The following is a 20,223-nucleotide window of genomic DNA, read 5'->3' as shown; positions in this document are numbered from 1 at the left end:
TCACTTCACGGCTCCACTGGTGATTCCGGACACGATCTTTCGCTGGCCGACGAGGAACACGGCGACCATGGGCAGGCTCATCACCACGACGTACGCGAAGACGAGATGCCAGTTGTTGAGGTAGAGCTGGGCGCTGGCGACCTGGTAGAGGTTGAGCGGCAGGGTCGCCCGGTCTCCGCCGCCGAGGACGAAGAACGCGTAGAAGATGTCGCTCCAGGCGTAGAGCATCACCATGATCGTCGCGGTGGCGATCACCGGCCGGAGCAGCGGCAGGACGATCCGCCAGAAGATCCGTGACGGGCTCGCCCCGTCCATCCGGGCCGCCTCCTCCAGCTCCATGGGGACGGCGCGGATGAAGCCCGTCATGAAGAAGATCGACGTCGACAGGTACATCCCGGTGTAGACGGCGATCATGCCGGGGCGGGTGTTGGACAGCCCGAGCTGCCGCAGTTCCATCACGATGGTGATGACGGCGGGCGGCAGCAGCAGCCCGCTGATGCACAGCGCGTACGCCGCCGAGACCAGCTTGGACTTGCGGCGGGCGAAGACCCAGGCGGCGCCCGCGCCCAGGATCAGCACCAGGACCACCGAAGGCACCACGACCAGCAGCGAGTTGAGGAATCCACGCAGCATCTCACCCTGGCTGACGGCGTCCGCGTAGTTGCTCGCGGGCTGCCAGTGCCGGGGCAGGTCCAGGTTCGGCTTGATCGCCTCGGCCTGCGGCTTGGCCGAGGTGACGGCGACCAGCCACAGTGGCACGCCCACGGCCAGCGCGGCGAGCAGGACGACGAGACAGGGGCGGCCGTACCGCCACACCGCGGTCACGGCAGCTGCTCCCTTCGCCGGAGCCCCACGACCAGCGGGATCGCCACGGCGACCACCACCAGGAACAGGACGAGGCTCATCGCGGACGCCTGCGCGTACAGGCCCTGCCCGAAGATCCGGAACATGTAGATGTTGAAGACCTCCGTGGAGGCCGCGGGGCCGCCGCCCGTCGTGGCCTGCACGATGTCGAAGGTGTTCATCGAACCGATCAGCGCGGTGGTGACGTTGAAGGTGACGGCCGGCGCGAGCATCGGCCAGCGCACCGACCAGAAGGTCCGCCAGGGCCCCGCGCCGTCGCACTTCGCGGCCTCCAGCATCTCGCCGGGGATGCCCTTGAGACCGGCCAGATAGATGAGCATCGACAGGCCCATCCACTTCCACCCGTGGATGAGCGTGACGATCACCAGCGTCCAGGTCGTCGAGCCCAGCCACGGGATGTCCGTACCCAGAACGGAGTTGACGGCTCCGTCCTGGTCGAGCAGCGCCTGGAAGACGTAACCGGTCGCCAGCGCCGAGATCAGCACCGGCAGGAAGAAGACGGCACGGAAGAACCGGTTGAAGCGGCTGTCGTCCTCCAGCAGCAGCGCCAGCACGAGCCCGAAGCCGTTCTGGAACAGCGCCGCCAGCAGCGCGTACACCAGGGTCGTGCGGATCGCCCGCAGCAGCGAGCCGTCCTCGGCGATGGTCCGGAAGTTGTCCAGGCCCGTGAAGGCGATGTCCGCGTGGTACGAGGACCAGTTGGTGAACGGGTAGTAGAAGTTCAGCAGGTTGGGCACCAGGAAGAAGCCCGCGAAGACGACGATCGCGGGGAGCGCGAACCACCAGGGGTGGTGCACGGCGGCGCGTGGCAGCCGTCCCACGCCCTTCGGTGCGCCCTGTGCAGCCGGCTGCTTGCGCGTACGTACGACCGTGTCCGCCATGGTCAGAACCCGGGGGCGCCCTGGGCCTTGGCCACCTGCGCGAACTGGTCCTGGATCGCCTGCGCCACCTGCTGCGGGCTCTTCTTGCCGAAGATCATGTCGGCCAGGTAGAGGTGGGTGTCGGGGGCGACGATCGCCTTGGCCTGGAAGACGCCGATGGCCTTGGGCAGGGCCGCCACCTGCGCCTTGGACGCCTCGGGCAGGCCGTCGGGGGTGGGCACGGACGGCTGAACGGACGGGATCTTCATCGCCTTGATGTAGTCCGGGTAGTCCGGGCCGAGCCAGAAGGCGAGGAACTGCCGGGCCGCGTTCTGCCGCTTGTCGTCACCGGTCCTGAAGGCGACGACACCGTTGGTCTGGTCGGGGGAGTACAGGCCGGTGGCCGAGGAGTTGGCGACCGGGAACCAGCCGATCTTCTTGTCGATCTCGGCGGTGGAGTACTTGGCCTGCAACTGGCTCTGGAAGGAGGTGACGTTGAGGACCATGCCGGCGTCGCCCTTCCACAGCGCGTCGGCCTGCCCGGTGAAGGTGCCCGTCCGGTAGTTCTTCTGGGCCAGCCCCGCGTCGAGCAGCTTCTCCTTGTACTTCTTGATCGCGCCGACGACGACCGGGTCGGTCCACTTCTTCTTGCCGGCGTTCAGGTCGGCCCACCACTGCCGGTCGAGGTCGGTGAGCTGGACCTGCATCTGCCACTGGAGCGGCCACTTGTCGCCGCCGGCCTCGTAGAAGGCGGCCGCGTCGGTCTTGTCGACGACCTTGCGGCCGAGGGCGAGCAGCTCGTCGTAGGACTTCGGGAAGTCCTTCTCGCTCAGCCCGGCCTGCTTGAAGACGTCCTTGTTGTAGTAGACGCCGAGCATGGCGGGGCTGGTGACGATCGCCGCGTACCGCTTGCCGTCGATGACGCCGAGGGACCTCTCGGTGTCGCCGAGCTTGGCCTCCCACGGCTCCCCGTCGAGAGTCAGCAGGTTCTGCTTCGGCTGGATGAACGGCAGCGTGGAGATGGACGGCTGCCAGAACATCAGGTCGGGGCGGTCGCCGGAGGCCAGCTTCGTCGGCACGTTCTGCTCGTAGAGGTCCGGGATCGCCTGGGTGTCGACCTCGGCCCCGGTGGCCTTCTCGAAGGCGTCGATGACCTGCTTGGGCGCGTTCACCGTGTTCTGCGCGGTCCACATGGTCAGCTTCACGCCGTCCAGCCGGGCGGTCGGATTCACCGCCGTCCGCTTGGCGTCCGAACCGTCCGAACCGGAGTCCCCGGCGGTCGGGTCACTGCACGCGGTGGCGGCCAGGCCGACGGCACATATCAGCGCCAGGGCGGGGAGAGCTCTTGTCTTCATCTCGTGCCTTTCGGAGCAGGCGGTTCGATTCACAAAGCGGGACTCACAACTGCTGGGCTCGTGCGGGCTGTTCGGGCACCGGTGGTTCAGGCGTCGGCGGGCGGTGGTCCCGAGCTCTCCCGCACCACCAGTTCCGGTACGGACACGGGATGCGGGGCGACCGGCGCGGACTCCTCCAGCACGCCGTGCAGCAGGGCGAACGCGGACCGCCCGAGGCCGGTGAAGTCCAGGCGTACGGTCGTCAGGGACGGGGTGAGGAAGGCGGAGTGCGGGGCGTCGTCGAAACCGGCCACGCTGACCTCGCCCGGTACCGAGCGGCCGGACTCGTGCAGGGCGCGCAGCACGCCGAGCGCGAGGTCGTCGTTGCCGCACAGGATCGCGGTGACGGACTGGTCCTTCGCCAGCTTGAGCCCGGCCGCGTGGCCGCCCGCCGGTCCCCAACTGCTCTGCACGGGGCGGGGTTCCGGGGCGCCGGCCTCCTTCAGCGCCTGCCGCCAGCCGCTGGTGCGGGCGCTGGTGCGGCGGGTGCTGGACGGGATGGCCACGTAGTGCACGGTCTCGTGGCCGAGCGAGAGCAGATGGCGGGTCGCTTGGTAGGCGGCCTCGCGGTCGTCGGCCCACACCCACGGGCGGTCGCCGCCGGGCGGACTCGCCGGGGTCTCGACCACGCCCACCACCGGCAGCCCGGCGGGCACGGCCTCCAGCGCCCGGACACCGGCCGGATCGTATGCGATCACGACGATCCCGCCGCCCGCGTCCGCCGCGCGCTGCACCTCGGCGGCGACGGCCGCGTCCTCGGCCGACTCCAGCACCCCGATCCCGACCGCGTACGACGCCGCGCGGGCCGCCTCCTCGATGCCCTGGAGGATCGAGGCGTAGCCGTAGTGGGTGGTGTTCGCGGTGAGCACGGTCACGGCCCGGCTGCGCCCGCTGGCCAGGGCGAGGGCGGTCGCGTTGCGGCGGAAGCCCAGTTCCTCGATGGCGGCGAGCACCCGCTCCCGGGTGGACGGCCGGACGCTGGGATGACCGTTGATCACCCGCGAGACCGTCTGGTACGAGACCCCCGCGGCTGTCGCGACGTCCCTGATGCTCGCCGGGCGCCTTGTGTGACCGGTCACATTCATGCGAGGATTGTGACCGGTCACACATGGGTCGTCAAGAGACCGTAACGAGGGATTCACGCGGACCTCCGCTCTCCGAGGACGGGACGGGGTCAGGAGGGGGAGCACCTTGACCGGAACGGCGGATGCGGCGCACATGGCCTCCAACCAGCGGGAGGACGAGTTCACTTGGGGGCATCAAGCCCTCCGGGCAGGGTTCGCGATCGCCGCCGACGGGACCCTGCGGCTGGTCCGGCTGGCCCACCCCGACGACGACCTCCACGCCGCCCCGCACTCCGCGCTCCCGCTCGTGGAACTCACCGCCCTCGGTCACGGCAGCGGCTGGTCCGGCCCCCGCTTCACCGGCACGGCCTTCGGCGCCCGGCTCGCCTACCGGACCCATCGGACGGAGAGACGTGACGGCTGGGAGTGGCTGACCGTGGTACTCCACGACCCGGACACCGGTTTGACGGCGTTCGTCGAACTCGCGTCACCCACCGGCGTGTCCGTCCTGCGCTCCCGAGTCCGCCTCCGCAACGAGGGCCGGGTGCCCGTGGTCGTCCAGTCCGTCAGCAGCCTCCTGCTCGGTGGCCTGCCCGGCCCGGACGCCCTCGACGTCCACCGGGCCCGCAACGACTGGCTCGCCGAGTGCCGTTGGCACGCCGAGCCGCTGCGCGCCGCCGTCGCCGACATCCACGTCGACGCCCACCAGCACGACAGCCGGGCCGCCCTCGCCCTCACCGGGCGCGGCAGCTGGCCCACCGACGGCCATCTGGCCATGGGGGCGCTGACGGAGCGCGGCGGCGGTCGGGCCTGGGCGTGGCAGGTCGAGTCCCCGGCCGGCTGGCGCTGGGACGTGGGCGAACGCGCACACGGCAGCTACCTGGCGCTGAACGGCCCCACCGACGCGGAACACCAGTGGCGGGTCCGGCTCGCCCCGGGCGAGGAGTTCACCACCGTGTACGGGGCCCTGGCCCTCGGCTCCGACCTCGACACGGCGATGGGCGCCCTGACCTCCTACCGCCGGGCGATCCGCCGCCCGCACCCGGACCACACCGCCCTCCCCGTCGTCTTCAACGACTACATGAACACCCTGATGGGCGACCCGACCACGGCCAAGCTCCTGCCGCTGATCGACGCCGCCGCGGACGCCGGCGCCGAGTACTTCTGCATCGACTCGGGCTGGTACGACGACGACACCCGAGGCTGGTGGGACAGCGTCGGCGCCTGGCAGCCCTCGCCGCGCCGCTTCCCCGACGGCGGCATCCGGGCCGTCCTGGACCGGATCCGGGAGCGCGGGATGGTGCCCGGGCTGTGGCTGGAGCCGGAGGTCGTCGGGGTGCGCAGCCCCGTCGCGGCCGAACTGCCCGACGAGGCGTTCTTCCAGCGCGACGGCGTGCGCCTGGCCGAGCAGGGCCGCCACCAGCTCGACCTGCGGAACCCGGCCGCCCGCGCCCACCTCGACAAGACCGTGGACCGGATCGTCGGCGACTGGGGCGTGGGCTACCTCAAGCTGGACTACAACATCGTGGTCGACCCCGGCACCCAGGCACCCGGCGACCTCGCGCCGGGAGCCGGGCTGCTGGGCCACGCCCACGCCTACCTGGATTGGCTGTCCGGCGTACTGGACCGCCACCCCGGCCTCGTCGTGGAGAACTGCGCCTCGGGCGGTATGCGCATGGACGGCGCCACCCTGGCCGTCGCCCAGCTCCAGTCCACCAGCGACCAGCAGGACCCCCTGCGTTACCCGCCCATTGCCGCCGCCGCTCCGACCGCCGTGCCGCCCGAACAGGGCGCCGTCTGGGCCTATCCGCAGCCCGGCTTCGACGACGACCTGATCACCACGACCCTCGGCGGTGCACTGCTCGGCCGTATCCACCTCTCGGGCCATCTCGACCGCATGTCGGACCACCAGCTGGCCCTCGTACGGGATGCCGTCGCGGTCTACAAGTCGATCCGCGGTGACCTCGCGCGGGCCCTGCCGTTCTGGCCGCTCGGTCTGCCCGGCTGGACGGACGAGTGGCTCGCCCTGGGGCTGAAGGTCCCCGGGGACCGCACGGCGTACCTGTCGGTGTGGCGGCGCGGCGGACCGGCCGAACTGCGCGTCCCCGTCCGGCAGCTGGCGGGCCGGACCTTCCGTGCGGACGTCCTGCACCCGTCCTCCGCGGAGGCGGGCCGGGCCCTCTGGGACGGGGACGGGCTGACGGTGTCCGTGCCGCGCACGCCCGGCGCGCTGCTGATCCGGCTCACGCAGGACGGCTAGATGATCTATTCCAAGGCCGTGAGGTCGGCATGCGGCTCGTGAGGCCTCGTGCGCCGGCAGGGCAGAGATGGGAGTGGGCGGTCATGACACGCGCGATCTGGACCGGTGTGGTGTCGTTCGGGCTGGTCACCTCTCTGAACTTTGGAGCCGTTCTGTCCCAAAGCCTCTGATCTGCAGCTCTCGGAAACCGAATTGGTGATGCCGGAGAAATCACAGCAGATGCTCAGCCGCTTCGCCTGCCGCCTCAGTACTGTGACTTCGCATGACCGACACCGAGATCGAGATCACCGCAGACCTGGTGCGCGACCTGCTGCGGGAGCAGCATCCAGACCTTGCGGGGCTGGCCATCCGCGAGGTGGCGGGCGGCTGGGGCAACCAAATGTGGCGCCTCGGGGACGAGTTGGCCGTGCGCATGCAGCGCATGGACCCCACCCCGGAACTCCAGCTCAAGGAGCGGCGGTGGCTACCCGTGCTGGCTCCGCGCCTGCCGCTCCCGGTGCCGACTCCGGTGCGGTTCGGCGACCCGTCCGAGCGCTTCCCCAAGCACTGGACCGTGATGACGTGGGTTCCCGGCGAGCCGCTGGACCACGGCTCGATCAGCCGCGGCGCCCACGCGGCCGACACGCTGGCGGGCTTCCTCCGGGCGCTTCATGTGGAGGCGCCCGCCGAGGCGCCGATCAGCTCGGACTTCGGCGCTCACCCAAAGAAGTGCACCGACGGCTTCGAGAGCTTCTTCCAGGCCGTTGCTCCCGTCGACATCGCTGCCGATGTCCGGGCCGTCTGGGACGATGCCGTCGCGGCTCCCGAGTGGGATGGTCCGCAGGTATGGGTGCATGGCGACCTCCATCCCGCGAACGTCGTCGTCTCGGACGGGACGCTCTCGGGCGTGATCGATTTCGGTGCCCTGTTCGCCGGCGATCCGGCGTGGGACCTCGCCGCCGCTTGGGTGCTGCTCCCCGCGGGCTCGGCCTCACGGTTCTTCGACGTATACGCCCATGCGGACGAGGCGGCGATCCGGCGCGCCCGCGGGCTGGCCGCGATGAAAAGCCTTTTCCTGATGCTCATGGGGCAGAACGGAGAGCGGGGTCTTCCCGGGGGCAAGCCGAACTGGGGCCCTGTAGGCCGGGCGGCACTTGATCGTGTTCTGAAGGGCGTTTGACGAGCGCGGTGAATCTTCCTGGGGCCAGCGACCTACGTGTCGGCAGCACTGTTGAGTTGGCGCTTGATGAGCCGGATTTCGTTGCCGGAACCCCTGGGGTGGTCGAGGTTGTGCATGCCGATCCTGCAGACGGCTTCGACGTGAGGCTGAGCGACGGGCCTCGACCCGCACGACCGTGTCGATCACCTCGACCGATTCCACCAACACGCCCTCGACCGAGGAAAACAGCAGCTCGTTCAACTGCGGCAGCACTTCGTTCACCGCGAAGGACCGTCGACCACACCATCATCCAGCCAAGCGATTTTCGGGCGGACTTCAGCGGTCGTAGACGGTCAGTGCGCGCATGACTTGCTGGCCGCGCATGAACCCCTGGCTCTGCTCATCAGGCCCCCTTGGAGTCGATCATCCAGACCCAGGCCGGGCAGACCCAGGCCAGGCAGACCAGGCCGGGCAGACCAAGGCCGGGCAGGCGGGGCGCCTGGCGTCAGCCGTGTACGGCGCTTCCCTCGCGGACGGCGTTCCGTTCCCGCGCCTGCTGCTGCGCGTCCCGGCGGAACGCCCATGTCATCTCGGGCTCCATCACAAAGCGGAACAGCCGCCGCACCGGCGGCGTGCACAGGGCGGTCACGAGCACCGCGGCGAAGACCGTCACCACGACCATGCCCACGGGCCGGTGCACCCACGCCGGCTCGTACCAGCCCCAGAACTTGGACCCCTGGGCGACGAAGCCGTGCAGCAGGTAGCCGTACAGCGTCCCCGCGCCCAGCACCGTGAACCACGCGCGGCGCCCGGGCACCCACGCGAGGAAGCAGGCCACCAGGACCAGCGAGCAGCCGAAGGTCACCAGTGTCATCACGGGCCCGTACCAGGCGGGCGCGGCGAGTTCCTCGGCGCTGTCGCGGTGGTAGAACCAGGCGCCGCTCATCCGCGGGACCGCCCAGTAGGCCACCACGACCGCGACGGCGAAGACCGGCACGGCCAGCACACGTGCCGAGCGGCGGCGCACCAGCTGGAAGTGCTCCGGCTTCAGCAGTAGACCGAGGACGAAGTACGGCAGGAACTGAAGGGTGCGTTGCAGGTCGAGGTCGTTGCCGACGGACGACGAGAGCGTCGCCAGCATCGCGATGACGAGGGCGACCGGCAGCGGCCACCGCACGCGCCGCCACACCGGCGTGGTCAGCCGCCAGATGAACAGCGCCGCCAGGAACCACGTCAGATACAGCGGGTCCAGCAGGCTGACGGGCCGGTAGGGCTCCTGGTCGGTCCAGCGCGTGAACAGCGTGTACGCCGTCTCGAAGACGACGTACGGAACGGCGAGCCCGGTGACCAGACGCTTGATCCGCCCCGGGCTCGCCTCGAAGGAGCGCGAGAAGTAGCCGGAGATGACGATGAACGCCGGCATGTGGAAGGCGTAGACGACCATGTAGAGCGTGCTGACGGTCCGGCTGCCGTCCCGCAACGGTTCCCAGGCGTGCCCGATCGCCACCAGAACGATCGCCAGGTACTTGGCGTTGTCGAAGAACGCGTCGCGCTGCCCGGCCTGCTGCGGCGGGGCGGCGGCGAGTGAGGTGCGTGCCCCGGTCTCGCCGCTCCTGCTCGTCACCGCCCGCATGCGCAGGGTGTCCTCGCTCATCGCGCCTCCCCCGCACGGTGCGGGGGACACGGACGGGCGGGTACACGTCTGGCCGGAGTGACGGCGGTGGGGTGCCGGTGCGACATCTCCGCCGCCTCACCACTCCGGCCTGGCGCAAACCACTTACTGGTGTGGATGTTGTGCGGATCACACTCAGGTGGGTGATGCTGCCGATCAGCTCACCGAGCAGGCCGCGCCGTTCAGCGTGAACGCCGTCGGGCTGGGGTTCGCCGTCGCCCGGGAGGCCGTGAACCCGAGGGTGACCGAACCCGCCGCGGGGATCGTCGCGGTGTACGGGGCGGCCGCGACGCTGACCTCGGAGCCGCTCTGCGTCGCCGTGCCGCCCCACAGGTTGGTGATGCGCTGGCTGTCCGGGAAGGTCCAGCGCAGCGTCCAGCCGTTGATCGCCGACGTGCCGGTGTTGCGCAGGGTGATCTCGCCCTGGAAGCCGCCGGGCCAGCTGCCCGTCACCCGGTAGCCGACGCCGCAGGACGCCGACGAACCGCCGGAGGACGTCGTGAACGTCACCGTGGCCGAGCGGGGCGAACGGTTGCCGGCGGCGTCACGGGCGTAGACGGCGAAGGTGTAGGAGGTGTCGGGGGACAGGCCGGTGAGGGTGGCGGTCGTGGTGGCCGTGCTGGTGGCGACCGTCTCACCGGCCCCGCTGACCCGGACGACGTCGTAACCCGTGACGCCGGTCGCGTCGGTGGCGGCGCCCCACTTCAGGGTGGCGGACGAGGAGGTCACCCCGGAGGCGGTCGGGGCGCCGGGAGCCGTCGGGGGAGTGGTGTCACCTCCGCCGGAGGAGTAGATCGCGGCCTCCTTGGCGGTGGCGGCGATGCCGTTCGCGCCGTTGAAGAGCCGCCGGCCCCAGCTGGTGAGCTGGTCCGGGTCGAAGTTCGTGACCATGTCCAGGTACTCGACCCCGCCGCCGTTGCCGCTCCAGGACCAGCCGAGGTAGCCCAGGCGGAGCTGCTGCGCGACGGCCAGGATGGTGTCCTCGTCGGGGTTGCCGTCCGAGTGGTCGTGGCCGAACTCCCCGACGACGATGGGGAGTTTCGCCGTGACGAAGCGGTTCAGATAGTCGGTGATCTCGGCGGCGGTGTCGAAGACGCCGTACATGTGGATCGAGAAGATCGTGTTGGCGTCCGGGTCGGCGGCGAAGACCGAGGCGGCGTTGTCCCGCATGGTGAACGCCCAGTCCTGGCCCCAGTTGGGCGCGTCGACCATGATCGTGTGGTCGAAGCCGGCGGTGCGGAGCTTCTGGATGGCCGCCTTGGTGTCGGCCGTCCAACTCGCGTAGTTGGTGTTGCCGTACGGCTCGTTGCCGATGTTGACGATGACGTAGTCCTCCTGACCGGCCAGCGCGCTCTGCACGCTGATCCAGTAGTCGGCGGCGCGGGAGAGCGTGACGGCTCCGCTCTGCTCGCCGTACCCGGTGGTGTCGTGCACCTCCAGGACACAGATCAGCCGGTTCTGCTTGCACTGGGAGACGACGTTCGCCACGTCGGTGGTGTCGTTGCGGGTCCAGCGGTCACCGCTGGAGAGGACCACGCGGACGGTGTTGGCGCCCTTGGCCTTGATATGGGAGAGGGAGCTGATCCGGTCCGGGAACCAGGTGTGGGCGTGGTTGACGCCACGCATCACGAAGTCGTTCCCGGACGCCTCCAGCAGCCGGCCGTTGTCGATGCGGAAGCCGGTGGGGGCGGCGTGCGCCGGCGTGCCGAGGGAGAGGAAGGAGAGCAGGAGGCCGAGGAGGGCGACGGCCACGGTGGCCACGCGCGGGGTGGGGGCGGTGCGGGGTCTCATGGCGGCTCCAGAGGTGGGGGTGGGAGGAGATGCGGCCTGTTCCGGGTCGTGTTCCGATCCTGGGGAGGGAGTGGTGAGTTGGTCGTCGATGCCGAATTGGTCGTCGATGTCGAGTTGGTCATCGGGCCGGTCCTGGGCCCGAGTCGGGCGTCAGGCGCCGGAACTCTTCCCCGTGCACGTGACGGTCGCCGCCGGGGCGCCGGCCGTTGCCGGGGCGGTGGCGACAAAACCGAACGTGGCACTCGCGCCGGGCGCCAGCGCCCCGTTCCACGCCGCGTTGGTGACCGTGGCCGTACCGTCCGCGGCGGTGGTGAGGGTGCCGTTCCAGACCTGGCCGATGCGCGCGCCGTCCGCCGGTACGACCGTCGCGGTCCACCCCGAGGCGGCGGAGGCGGACGTGTTCGTCACCGTCACCTCACCCTGATAGCCGCCCTGCCACGTGGAGACGGCTCGGAAGCGCGCCCTGCAGGCCGCGGGTTCGCCCGGGTCGCCGGGGTCCTGCGGGACGCCCGCGTCGAGGACGGCCTTCAGGGCCGGGAACCAGCGGGCGGCGATCTTGTCGTCACCGGAGGCGTTGGGGTGCACCCCGTCGTAGGTGTCCGTGGCCGTGCTGAAACCCGTCCACTGGTCGACCACGGTGATCGGGGAGCGTTCGGTGCCGGTGGCCCGGGCCCAGTCGGGGATCCGCGCGTTGAAGTCGACCACGCGCTGCGCGCAGGCCGCGCAACTGGCCGGGTTCATGGGGATGAGCTGCGCGACGAGGATCCGCATGTCCGGGTTCGAGGCCCTCATCTGCGACACGAGCTTGGTGTAGGCGGCGAGGATGCGGTCGGGGGCGATGCTGCTCCACACGTCGTTGGTGCCGAAGTGCATGACAACGATGTCCGGCCGCGTGGCCGCGAGTCTGCCCGGCAGTAGGTTCTGGTCGGCCACGTTGGTCACCAGCTCGCCGCCGTGCCCCTCGTTGTCGCCGTCGTGCGCCTGTCCGCAGCCCTGAGGCGGGAGGGTGCCGACGAAGTCGATGTCCTTGTATCCGCTGTTCAGCAGCCGGTTCCAGAGCACCGCACGCCAGCAGCCCGGGGAGCCGGTGATCGAGTCGCCGAGCGGCATGATGCGGACGGGGCCGGGTGCCGCCGGTGCGGCGGTGGCCGCGGGCGCGAAGGTGAGGCCGAGGGGGAGGAGCAGGGCGGCCAGGAGGCCGAGAACAGGGACGATCCGTAAGCGTGGGGACGAGCGGCGGGTTCTGCGCATGGTGATTCCCTTCCCTGAATGAGGTGGGAGCGCTCCCATGCATCAAGCCATTGTTGTCATTGACGCGTCAAGGGGCCGGGCATGCAACCAGGTCATTTCTTTCGGACCGCTCTCGCGGGCCTGCGATAAGTTGCCCGCCATGACTGGATTAGGGCCCGTCGCCTGGCCGCCTGCCCCGATGAAGACCGAACGGCTCGTGCTCCGCGAGTCCGAGGCCCGGGACCGTGCCGCGTTCATCGAGTTGTTCGCCTCGCCGGAGGTGCGCACCTACCTCGGTGGCGCCCAACCGCGTGTCGAGCTCGAACGCGTGGTGCCCGAGGTGCCCGGGCGGCGCCCCGGCGTGTTCGTGATCGACCTCGACGGAGCGATGATCGGCACCGTCACGCTCGACCGGCGTGACGCGCAGCGCCCGGGGCGCGTCCGTGCGGAGGGTGGTGAGGCCGAGCTCGGCTACATGTTCGTGCCGGAGGCGTGGGGACGCGGGTACGCCGCCGAGGCGTGTGCCGCGGCACTCGGCTGGTTCGCCGACGCGCTGCCCGGCGAGCCGGTGGTGCTCTGCACCCAGACCGCCAACGACCGCTCGATGCGGCTCGCGGCGAAGCTGGGGTTCACCGAGGTGGAGCGGTTCGAGGAGTTCGGCGCCGAGCAGTGGTTCGGCGTGTGGTCCTCGACCACGTCGTCCGGTTGAGTTCCGGTTGAGCCGGGCCCCGCACCCTCCGCTGGGCCCTGATGGGGAGGTGGACGCCGGACTTTTGCCGTGCCGTGAGGCTTTCATGACCGGATGCCCAGAGAGTCGAAGTCATGATGGTCGGCGTCGGTAAGGCATGCCTTGGCTAACTCGCTTGCGCGGTGGCCGGGGCGGAGGGCCGGGAGGGCCGCAGCACATGTGGGACGACGCGTTTCCCAGCTTCCTGATCGGACTGCGGGAGGGACTGGAAGCCGGTCTCATCGTCTCCGTGCTGGTCGCCACCCTCGTGCGGGCGGGCGCCAAGTCACGTCTGCCGCAGGTGTGGACCGGCGTGCTGGCCGCGATCGCGCTCTCGATGAGCTTCGGCGCGGTCCTCACGTTCACCGCGGCGTCCCTCTCCACCGCCGCCCAGGAGGCCTTCGGCGGCACGCTGAGCATCGTCGCCGTCGCCTTCGTGACCGCGATGGTGTTCTGGATGCGCCGCTCCGCCCGCAGCCTGGCGGGCGAGATCAAGGAGAAGGTCACCGGGGCACTGACCATGGGCGCCGGCGTACTGGTCCTCACCTCCTTCCTGGCGGTGGGGCGCGAGGGCCTGGAGACCGCCCTGTTCCTGTGGACCACGGCCCGCGCGGCACAGGAGTCGGCCGGGCCGCTGACCGGGGCGGGCGTCGGCCTCGTGCTCGCGGCGGTGCTGTGCTGGGGGCTCTACCGCCGGGTGCTCTCCATCAACCTCACCCGCTTCTTCACCTCCACCGGCGCCGTCCTCATCGTGGTCGCCGCGGGCGTCCTCGGCTACGGACTGCGCGACCTCCAGGAGGGCGGGGTCCTGCCCGGCGGGACGGCCTACGCCGTTGACCTCAGCGGCAGCGTCGACGCCGGGGCCTGGTACAGCACCCTGCTCCAGGGCGTGCTCAACCTGACGCCGACGATGACGTGGCTTCAGGTGGCCGGGTACATCGCGTATCTCGGCGTGGTGATGACGCTGTTCGTGAGGGGTGTGCGGGGAGGTGCTCCGAGCCCGAGTCAGCGCCCCAGTCCGAGTTCGCGCCCGAGCCCCACCCCCGAGCCCACCCGCCGCCCCGCCTGGCTCGTCCCCGTCGCCGTGGTCGCCGTGCCCGCGGTCCTGGCCGGACTCGTCGTCGCCCTGGCACGCCCCAAGCCCGCCGGGGGCGAGACGGTCGCCGTCTCCGTCAAGGACTGCGGTCAGGGCTTCACCGCGCCCGGGCCGGGGCGGCAGACCTTCCAGCTGCGCAACACCGGGGACCAGACGTCCGAGGTGTACCTCATCGACCCGGCCACCCACGCGGTTTACGGCGAGATCGAGGGCCTGGCCCCCGGCACCACCCGGGACCTCGTCGCCACCGTGGCAGGCGGTACGTACGCCTGGCGCTGTGTCCCCGCCGACGGCAAGGCCGTCACCTCCAAGGCGGTCCGGGTCGGCGGCGCCGCCGGTGCCGGAGCCGTCGTCCCCGTCTCCGCGCGGGATCTCGCGGGACCGCTGCGGGCGTACAAGGCGTACGTGAACCGGGGCCTGGCCACCCTCGTCACCGAGACCCGGACACTCAGGGACGACATCCGCGGCGGGCACCTGGACACGGCACGCGCCGACTGGCTGACCGCGCACCGCACCTACGCCTCCCTCGGCGCCGCCTACGGCACCTTCGAGGACTTCGACCAGAAGATCAACGGCCGCCCCGACGGTCTGCCGGGCGGGATCCACGACAAGGACTTCACCGGCTTCCACCGGATCGAGTACGGGCTGTGGCACGGCCGGTCGGCCGGTGAGCTCAAGGGCCCGGCGGATCAACTCGCAGCCGACGTGGAAGGGTTGCGCAAGGCCTTCCCACATCAGGACTTCGACCCCTCCGACCTGCCTCTGCGCGCCCACGAGATCCTGGAGAACACCCTCCAGTTCGAGCTGACCGGCGACACCGACCAGGGCAGCGGCACCGGACTGGCCACGGCCGACGCCAACCTCGCCGGTACGCGCGAACTCCTCACCGTACTGCGGCCGTTGCTCACCACACGGGCCCCGCATCTGCTGCCCACCGTCGACGCGGACATCGCGCGACTCCAGGCGCTGCTCGACGCCGAGCACCGCGACGGCCGCTGGACTCCCGCCGACCGGCTCGGCCGGACCGGGAAGGCCCGGATCGACGGGGCCACGGGGCAGCTCCTGGAAGACCTGTCGCCCGTACCGGACCTGCTAGAGATCAGGAAGTCCGCGTGAGTACCGGCCCCCACCGCCAGCACGACGAACACGCCGAAGGGAACACCCTCATGCCGTCCGCCGACACGCCTCCGCCGGGCTGCCCCGCCCACGCCGGCCGCCGTTCCTTCGTCAGGGCGGCCCTGGGTGCCGGAGCCGTGGGAGCCGTACTGGCCGGGGGCGGGTCAGCCCTCGCCGAGAGCGGTGACGGCACGACCCGGGCCGCCGAAGGGACGAGCGATGCCGCCGTGCCCTTCCACGGGATCCACCAGGCCGGAATCCTCACCCCCCAGCAGAAGGCCGCCGCATTCGTCTCCTTCGACGTCATCGCCGGCGACCGCGCGGAACTGGCCGACCTGCTGCGGACCCTGACCCAGCGAGCCCGTTTCCTCACCGCCGGCGGCACCCCCGCCGACCTGGGTGTCGGCGCCCCGCCCTCGGACAACGGCATCCTCGGCCCGGTCGTCCCGGCCGACGCGCTCACCGTGACGGTCGGGGTCGGTGCCTCCCTCTTCGACGACCGTTACGGACTCGCCGACGCGAAGCCGCGCAGGCTCACACCCATGCGCACCTTCCCCAACGACAACCTGAACCCCGCCGAGTGCCACGGCGACCTGTCCCTCCAGATCTGCGCGGCCCGCCAGGACACCGTGCTGCACGCGCTGCGCGACATCGCCAAGCACACCCGGGGCGCGATGCAGATCCGCTGGCGCGTCGACGGCTTCCAGAACGCGCCCCGGCCCAGCGGCGCCCAGCGCAACCTGCTGGGTTTCAAGGACGGCATAGCCAACCCGGACGTCGGGTCGGCCCGCGAGATGGACCAGCTCATCTGGGTCGGCGACGGGCAGGGTGAACCCGGCTGGGCGACCGGGGGCAGTTACCAGGTCGTCCGGATCATCCGGATGCTCGTGGAGTTCTGGGACCGCGTCTCGCTGACCGAGCAGGAGCAGATGTTCGGCCGGCGCAAGGACACCGGTGCCCCGCTGGACGGCGCCCAGGAGACCGACAGCCCGAACTACGCCAAGGACCCACACGGCGCCGCCATCCCGCTCGACGCCCACATCCGCCTCGCGAACCCGCGCACCGCGGCGACCGACGACTCCCGCATCCTGCGCCGGGGTTACAACTACGACCGGGGCGTCGACAGCGTCGGCAACCTCGACATGGGTCTGGTCTTCTGCTGCTACCAGCAGGACGTGCGGCGCCAGTTCGAGGCCACGCAGACCCGCCTGATCGACGAACCGCTCGTGGACTACATCTCCCCGACCGGCGGCGGGTACTTCTTCGCCCTGCCCGGCGTGCGCTCGTCCGCCGACTGGTTCGGCCGGGGACTGCTCTCGGTCTGAAGTCCGGCCGGACCCGCGGACGGGGCCGTGGGTCAACTCCTGCCGGCGTCAGAAGTGTTGACCCGATAGTGAAAACGTTTTAACTTCCCTTCACCGGACACGCCGAGGTGAGGGGGAGCCGTGGCAACTGCCTTACGAGAACCAGCAGGTACTAAGGGGGCAAGTCCGGGCCGACGCGATCCCCGCGGGGTGCAGCGCAAGCGTAAAGGTTTTCAGAGCAAGGCGTTGTTCCTGCTCATGCTGCCCGGCGTCGCCTACTTCCTGCTGTTCCACTACGGCGCACTCGTCGGCAACGTCATCGCGTTCAAGGAGTACGTGCCGTTCGACGGCCTGTGGGGCAGCCCCTGGGTGGGCTGGGGCAACTTCCAGCGCATGTTCGAGGACGCGGCGTTCTGGGACTCGGTCCTCAACACCCTCTGGATCGCCGTCCTCCAGCTGGTCTTCTACTTCCCGGTGCCGCTCGGTCTCGCCCTGCTGCTGCACACCCTCACCTGGAGCTCGGTGCGCCGGTTCGTGCAGTCGGTGGCGTATCTGCCGCACTTCATCTCGTGGGTGATCGTCGTCGCGCTGTTCCAGCAGGTGCTGGGGGACACCGGCCTGCTCAACAGCGGCCTGAGCGGGGCCGGTCTGCACACCGTCGACATCATCGGCAACCCGGACGCGTTCGAGCCGCTCGTCGTCGCCCAGGTCATCTGGAAGGACGCCGGCTGGGGCACGATCATCTTCCTCGCCGCGCTCGCCCAGGTCGACGAGCAGCAGTACGAGGCCGCCGCCATCGACGGCGCCGGACCCTGGCGGCGCTTCTGGCACGTCACCCTGCCCGCCATCCGCCCGGTGGTCGTGCTGCTGCTCATCATGCGGCTCGGCGACATCCTCTCCGTCGGCTTCGAGCAGATGCTGCTGCAACGCGACGCGGTCGGACCTCAGACCGCCGAGGTCATCGACACCTTCGTCTACTACCAGGGCATCGTCGGCGGCGACTACGGATTCGCCGCGGCCGCGGGCCTGTTCAAGGGTGTCGTCGGCGCCCTCCTCGTCTACGCGGCCAACAAGGTCGCCCACCGCCTCGGCGAACAGGGGGTCTACAAGTGAGCGCGTCCGCCCGGCCCGGCTGGATGGAGAAACCCCGGCCCCTCACCCAGGCCGCGAAGGCCCTCGCCCTCGCCGCCGTCGTGCTGCTGGTGTGCGTGCCGTTCCTGGTGATCGTGTCGACCTCGCTGGCGTCCACCCGGGAGGTCGTCGACAACGGCGGCTGGGTGCTGTGGCCCACCGAACCCTCGCTCGACGCCTACCGCGACATCTTCGACGGCGGCATTGTCACCCACGCCCTCGGCGTCAGCGCCGGTGTCACGATCGTCGGCACCCTGCTCAGTCTCGCCTGCACGGTGACCCTGGCCTACGCGCTGTCCCGCCCGGGCGTCTTCGGCGGCAAACCGGTCCTGCTGCTGGTGCTGTTCACGTTCCTCTTCCCGCCCGGCATGATCCCGAGCTTCCTGCTCGTCAAGGAACTCGGCCTGCTCGACTCGTACGCCTCGCTCGTCCTGCCCGTCCTGGTCAACGTGTTCAACCTGGTCGTCCTGCGCGGCTTCTTCCAGTCGGTCCCCGACGAGCTGTACGAGGCGGCCCGGCTGGACGGGGCGGGGGACTGGCGGGTGCTGGTGTCGGTGGTGCTGCCGCTGTCCAAGGCCGCGCTCGCCGTCGTCGGCCTGTTCTACGCCGTCGCCTACTGGAACTCCTGGTTCTACGCCTCGCTGTACCTGGAGAGCGACCACTGGCCGCTCCAGCAGGTGCTGCGCACGTACGTGGTGTCCGGCGCCGGACTCACCGACGCCACCACCGGCGAGGCCACCGTCACCGCTCCGCAGACCGTGCAGATGGCGGTGCTCGTGATCGCCACCGTGCCGATCCTGCTCGTCTACCCGTTCCTCCAGAAGTACTTCACCAAGGGCGTGCTCACCGGCGCCATCAAGAGCTGAACCGAGCCGACACGAGGTGATTCACCCATGCCCAGCATGTCCCGACGCACCCTGCTGCGTACCGTGGCCGCCGGTGGTGCCGCCGTCTCCGTCCCCGGTCTGCTGACCGCCTGCTCCTCCTCGGACTCCGGCGACGGCGACGTCTCCAACGCCGGCAAGAAGCTCGCCCCCTGGCCGGCCTACCGGCCCGCCGCCGGGCCCAAGCCCGACCTGGCCCCCACTGACGCCGGTGTCCAGGCCGGCTACACCACCTACCCGTCCGACCTGGTCAAGTCGGTCTCCCGCACCCCGGGCGACGGCTCCACCGTCCGCGTCATGACCGTCTCCTTCGGTACCCCGCCCAAGCCCGCCTCGCAGAACCGCTTCTGGGCGGCCGTCGAGAAGGCCCTCGGCGTGAAGATCGAGTACACGATCATCTCCCAGGCCGACTACCAGAAGAAGATGGCGACGGTCATGGCCGGCGACGCCGACGCCCTGCCCGACATCATCAACATGTTCGCCGGCTTCACGCTGCCCCGCGAGGCGCAGTTCGTGCAGCGCCGCGCCCAGGACCTCACGCCGTACCTGTCGGGTGACGCGATCGCCGACTACCCCAACCTCGCGGGCATCCCCACCCACGCCTGGCGCGACATGGGCCGTATCGGCGGCCGCATCTACGGCATCCCGCTGGAGCGCCCGCTGCCCGGCTCCACCCTCTGGATCAACCAGGACATGTTCGCCGACGCGGGCATGAAGGAGGGCTGGACGGCTGAGGACTTCACCGCGGTGGCCCGGCGGGGCACCCGCGGCAGGACGTACATGCTCGGCGCCGCCAACGGCTCCCTGTTCGGCAACGCCTACCATTCGGCCGCCCACAACGCCCCCCAGCGCTGGGCCGTCACCAAGGACGGCACCTTCCTGCCGGCCGCCGCCGACGAGCGCTACAAGGCGTCGATCGCCTTCCAGGCCCAGCTGCGCAAGAACGGCTCCTACCACCCCGACGCCACGTCCATCTCCCAGATCGACCTGACGACCCTCTACTACAACGGCACCGTCGGCTCCATGCAGGACGGGTTCGGCGCCTACCTGCCCAAGTACCGGGAATCCAAGGGCAAGATGAGCCCCGCCGCGGCCCTGCCGTACAGCGTCGGCGGCGAGCCCGGCGGCATCGTCGCCGCCCGCCGGTCCTTCGGCTACACCGTCCTGAAGCAGGCCAAGAAGGAGCGCATCGAACTGCTGCTGCGCATCCTCGACTACCTCGCCGCGCCCTTCGGCAGTCAGGAGTGGGAACTCGTCCACTACGGCGTCGAGGGCGTCCACTTCACCCGCGGCAAGGACGGCTCGCCCGAGTTCACCAAGCTCGGCGAGGTCGAGAACAACACCAACCTGCCGCTGAAGTACCTCGCCGAAGGCCCCCAGGTGCTGTTCGTGCCCGGCATGCCCGACGCCGTGCGCGCCCTGCACGCCTGGCAGCGGAAGGTCGTACCGCACGCCATCCGCGACGCCTCCTTCGGGCTCCAGTCCGCGACGAACAACTCCCAGGGCGCCACCCTCAAGACCTTCCTGGACGACACGATCACCGGGATCATCGCCGGGCGCCTGCCCATGTCCGAGTGGGACGCGGCCGTGCAGAAGTGGCGGAGCCGGGGCGGCGACAGAATGGCCGAGGAATACGCCAAGGACTACGCGGCCAACACCTGAGCAGCGGTGGGCCGACAGGAGACGCGGGGG

15 protein-coding genes are annotated in these 20,223 nt (G+C 70.4%); 8 read left to right on the top strand and 7 right to left on the bottom strand.

Going from position 1 to position 20,223, the window contains the following annotated elements; all coding sequences use genetic code 11:
- The 4 genes from ACIBL4_RS18805 to ACIBL4_RS18790 all read right to left on the bottom strand — a co-directional run bounded on the left by ACIBL4_RS18805 (position 1) and on the right by ACIBL4_RS18790 (position 4,203).
- Positions 1-825, bottom strand: coding sequence for a carbohydrate ABC transporter permease (locus ACIBL4_RS18805; RefSeq protein ID WP_399411319.1), 825 nt, complete (start codon positions 823-825; stop codon positions 1-3).
- Positions 822-1,745, bottom strand: a complete 924-nt coding sequence (locus ACIBL4_RS18800; protein WP_399411317.1) for a carbohydrate ABC transporter permease — start codon at positions 1,743-1,745, stop codon at positions 822-824. Before ACIBL4_RS18800 ends, ACIBL4_RS18805 begins: the two co-directional genes overlap by 4 nt.
- Positions 1,746-1,747: 2 nt before the next feature.
- Positions 1,748-3,079 (bottom strand): ABC transporter substrate-binding protein, encoded by a 1,332-nt coding sequence (locus ACIBL4_RS18795; RefSeq protein ID WP_399411315.1) that lies wholly within the window; start codon positions 3,077-3,079, stop codon positions 1,748-1,750.
- Positions 3,080-3,165: 86 nt separating this feature from the next.
- Positions 3,166-4,203 carry a LacI family DNA-binding transcriptional regulator gene (locus tag ACIBL4_RS18790; RefSeq protein ID WP_399411313.1) on the bottom strand — a complete coding sequence of 346 codons (1,038 nt, stop codon included), beginning with the start codon at positions 4,201-4,203 and terminating at the stop codon, positions 3,166-3,168.
- A gap of 133 nt (positions 4,204-4,336) precedes the next feature.
- Here ACIBL4_RS18790 and ACIBL4_RS18785 point away from each other — a divergent pair, with 133 nt between their 5' ends.
- Together ACIBL4_RS18785 and ACIBL4_RS18780 are read left to right on the top strand one after the other, a co-directional pair.
- Positions 4,337-6,442: a glycoside hydrolase family 36 protein gene (locus ACIBL4_RS18785; RefSeq protein ID WP_399411591.1), complete on the top strand. Its 2,106-nt coding sequence runs from the start codon at positions 4,337-4,339 to the stop codon at positions 6,440-6,442.
- 262 nt (positions 6,443-6,704) lie between these two features.
- Positions 6,705-7,601, top strand: a complete 897-nt coding sequence (locus ACIBL4_RS18780) for an aminoglycoside phosphotransferase family protein (RefSeq protein ID WP_399411311.1) — start codon at positions 6,705-6,707, stop codon at positions 7,599-7,601.
- Between the two features lie 484 nt (positions 7,602-8,085).
- Here the strand turns inward: ACIBL4_RS18780 and ACIBL4_RS18775 are convergent, their stop codons facing one another.
- The 3 genes from ACIBL4_RS18775 to ACIBL4_RS18765 all read right to left on the bottom strand — a co-directional run bounded on the left by ACIBL4_RS18775 (position 8,086) and on the right by ACIBL4_RS18765 (position 12,294).
- Positions 8,086-9,234: an acyltransferase family protein gene (locus tag ACIBL4_RS18775; protein WP_399411308.1), complete on the bottom strand. Its 1,149-nt coding sequence runs from the start codon at positions 9,232-9,234 to the stop codon at positions 8,086-8,088.
- Between the two features lie 174 nt (positions 9,235-9,408).
- On the bottom strand, positions 9,409-11,043 hold the full coding sequence (locus ACIBL4_RS18770) for a cellulase family glycosylhydrolase (RefSeq protein ID WP_399411306.1): 1,635 nt from the start codon (positions 11,041-11,043) through the stop codon (positions 9,409-9,411).
- A 150-nt stretch (positions 11,044-11,193) separates the two neighbouring features.
- A complete protein-coding gene (locus ACIBL4_RS18765; RefSeq protein ID WP_399411304.1) occupies positions 11,194-12,294 on the bottom strand; it encodes a GDSL-type esterase/lipase family protein in 1,101 nt (366 codons plus the stop codon).
- Positions 12,295-12,433: 139 nt separating this feature from the next.
- Between ACIBL4_RS18765 and ACIBL4_RS18760 the strand changes: the two genes are divergently transcribed.
- The 6 genes from ACIBL4_RS18760 to ACIBL4_RS18735 all read left to right on the top strand — a co-directional run bounded on the left by ACIBL4_RS18760 (position 12,434) and on the right by ACIBL4_RS18735 (position 20,193).
- Entirely contained in the window at positions 12,434-12,982 is a 549-nt protein-coding gene (locus tag ACIBL4_RS18760) for a GNAT family N-acetyltransferase (RefSeq protein WP_399411302.1), read from the top strand.
- 196 nt (positions 12,983-13,178) lie between these two features.
- Positions 13,179-15,212, top strand: coding sequence for an iron uptake transporter permease EfeU (gene efeU / locus ACIBL4_RS18755; RefSeq protein ID WP_399411300.1), 2,034 nt, complete (start codon positions 13,179-13,181; stop codon positions 15,210-15,212).
- Positions 15,213-15,262: 50 nt separating this feature from the next.
- A complete protein-coding gene (efeB, locus tag ACIBL4_RS18750; protein ID WP_399411589.1) occupies positions 15,263-16,537 on the top strand; it encodes an iron uptake transporter deferrochelatase/peroxidase subunit in 1,275 nt (424 codons plus the stop codon).
- A gap of 237 nt (positions 16,538-16,774) precedes the next feature.
- Complete coding sequence (locus ACIBL4_RS18745) at positions 16,775-17,629, top strand: ABC transporter permease (protein WP_399411587.1); 855 nt, start codon at positions 16,775-16,777, stop codon at positions 17,627-17,629.
- A complete protein-coding gene (locus tag ACIBL4_RS18740) occupies positions 17,626-18,513 on the top strand; it encodes a carbohydrate ABC transporter permease (protein ID WP_399411298.1) in 888 nt (295 codons plus the stop codon). The genes ACIBL4_RS18745 and ACIBL4_RS18740 overlap by 4 nt, the downstream gene beginning before the upstream one ends.
- 27 nt (positions 18,514-18,540) lie before the next feature.
- Positions 18,541-20,193, top strand: a complete 1,653-nt coding sequence (locus ACIBL4_RS18735) for an extracellular solute-binding protein (protein WP_399411296.1) — start codon at positions 18,541-18,543, stop codon at positions 20,191-20,193.
- Positions 20,194-20,223 lie beyond the last annotated feature (30 nt).

This window comes from Streptomyces sp. NPDC050416 (assembly GCF_044458845.1).
Lineage (GTDB): Bacteria > Actinomycetota > Actinomycetes > Streptomycetales > Streptomycetaceae > Streptomyces.
The sequence above is the reverse complement of the archived record's forward strand: the minus strand, read 5'-3'. Positions and strand labels throughout refer to the sequence as shown.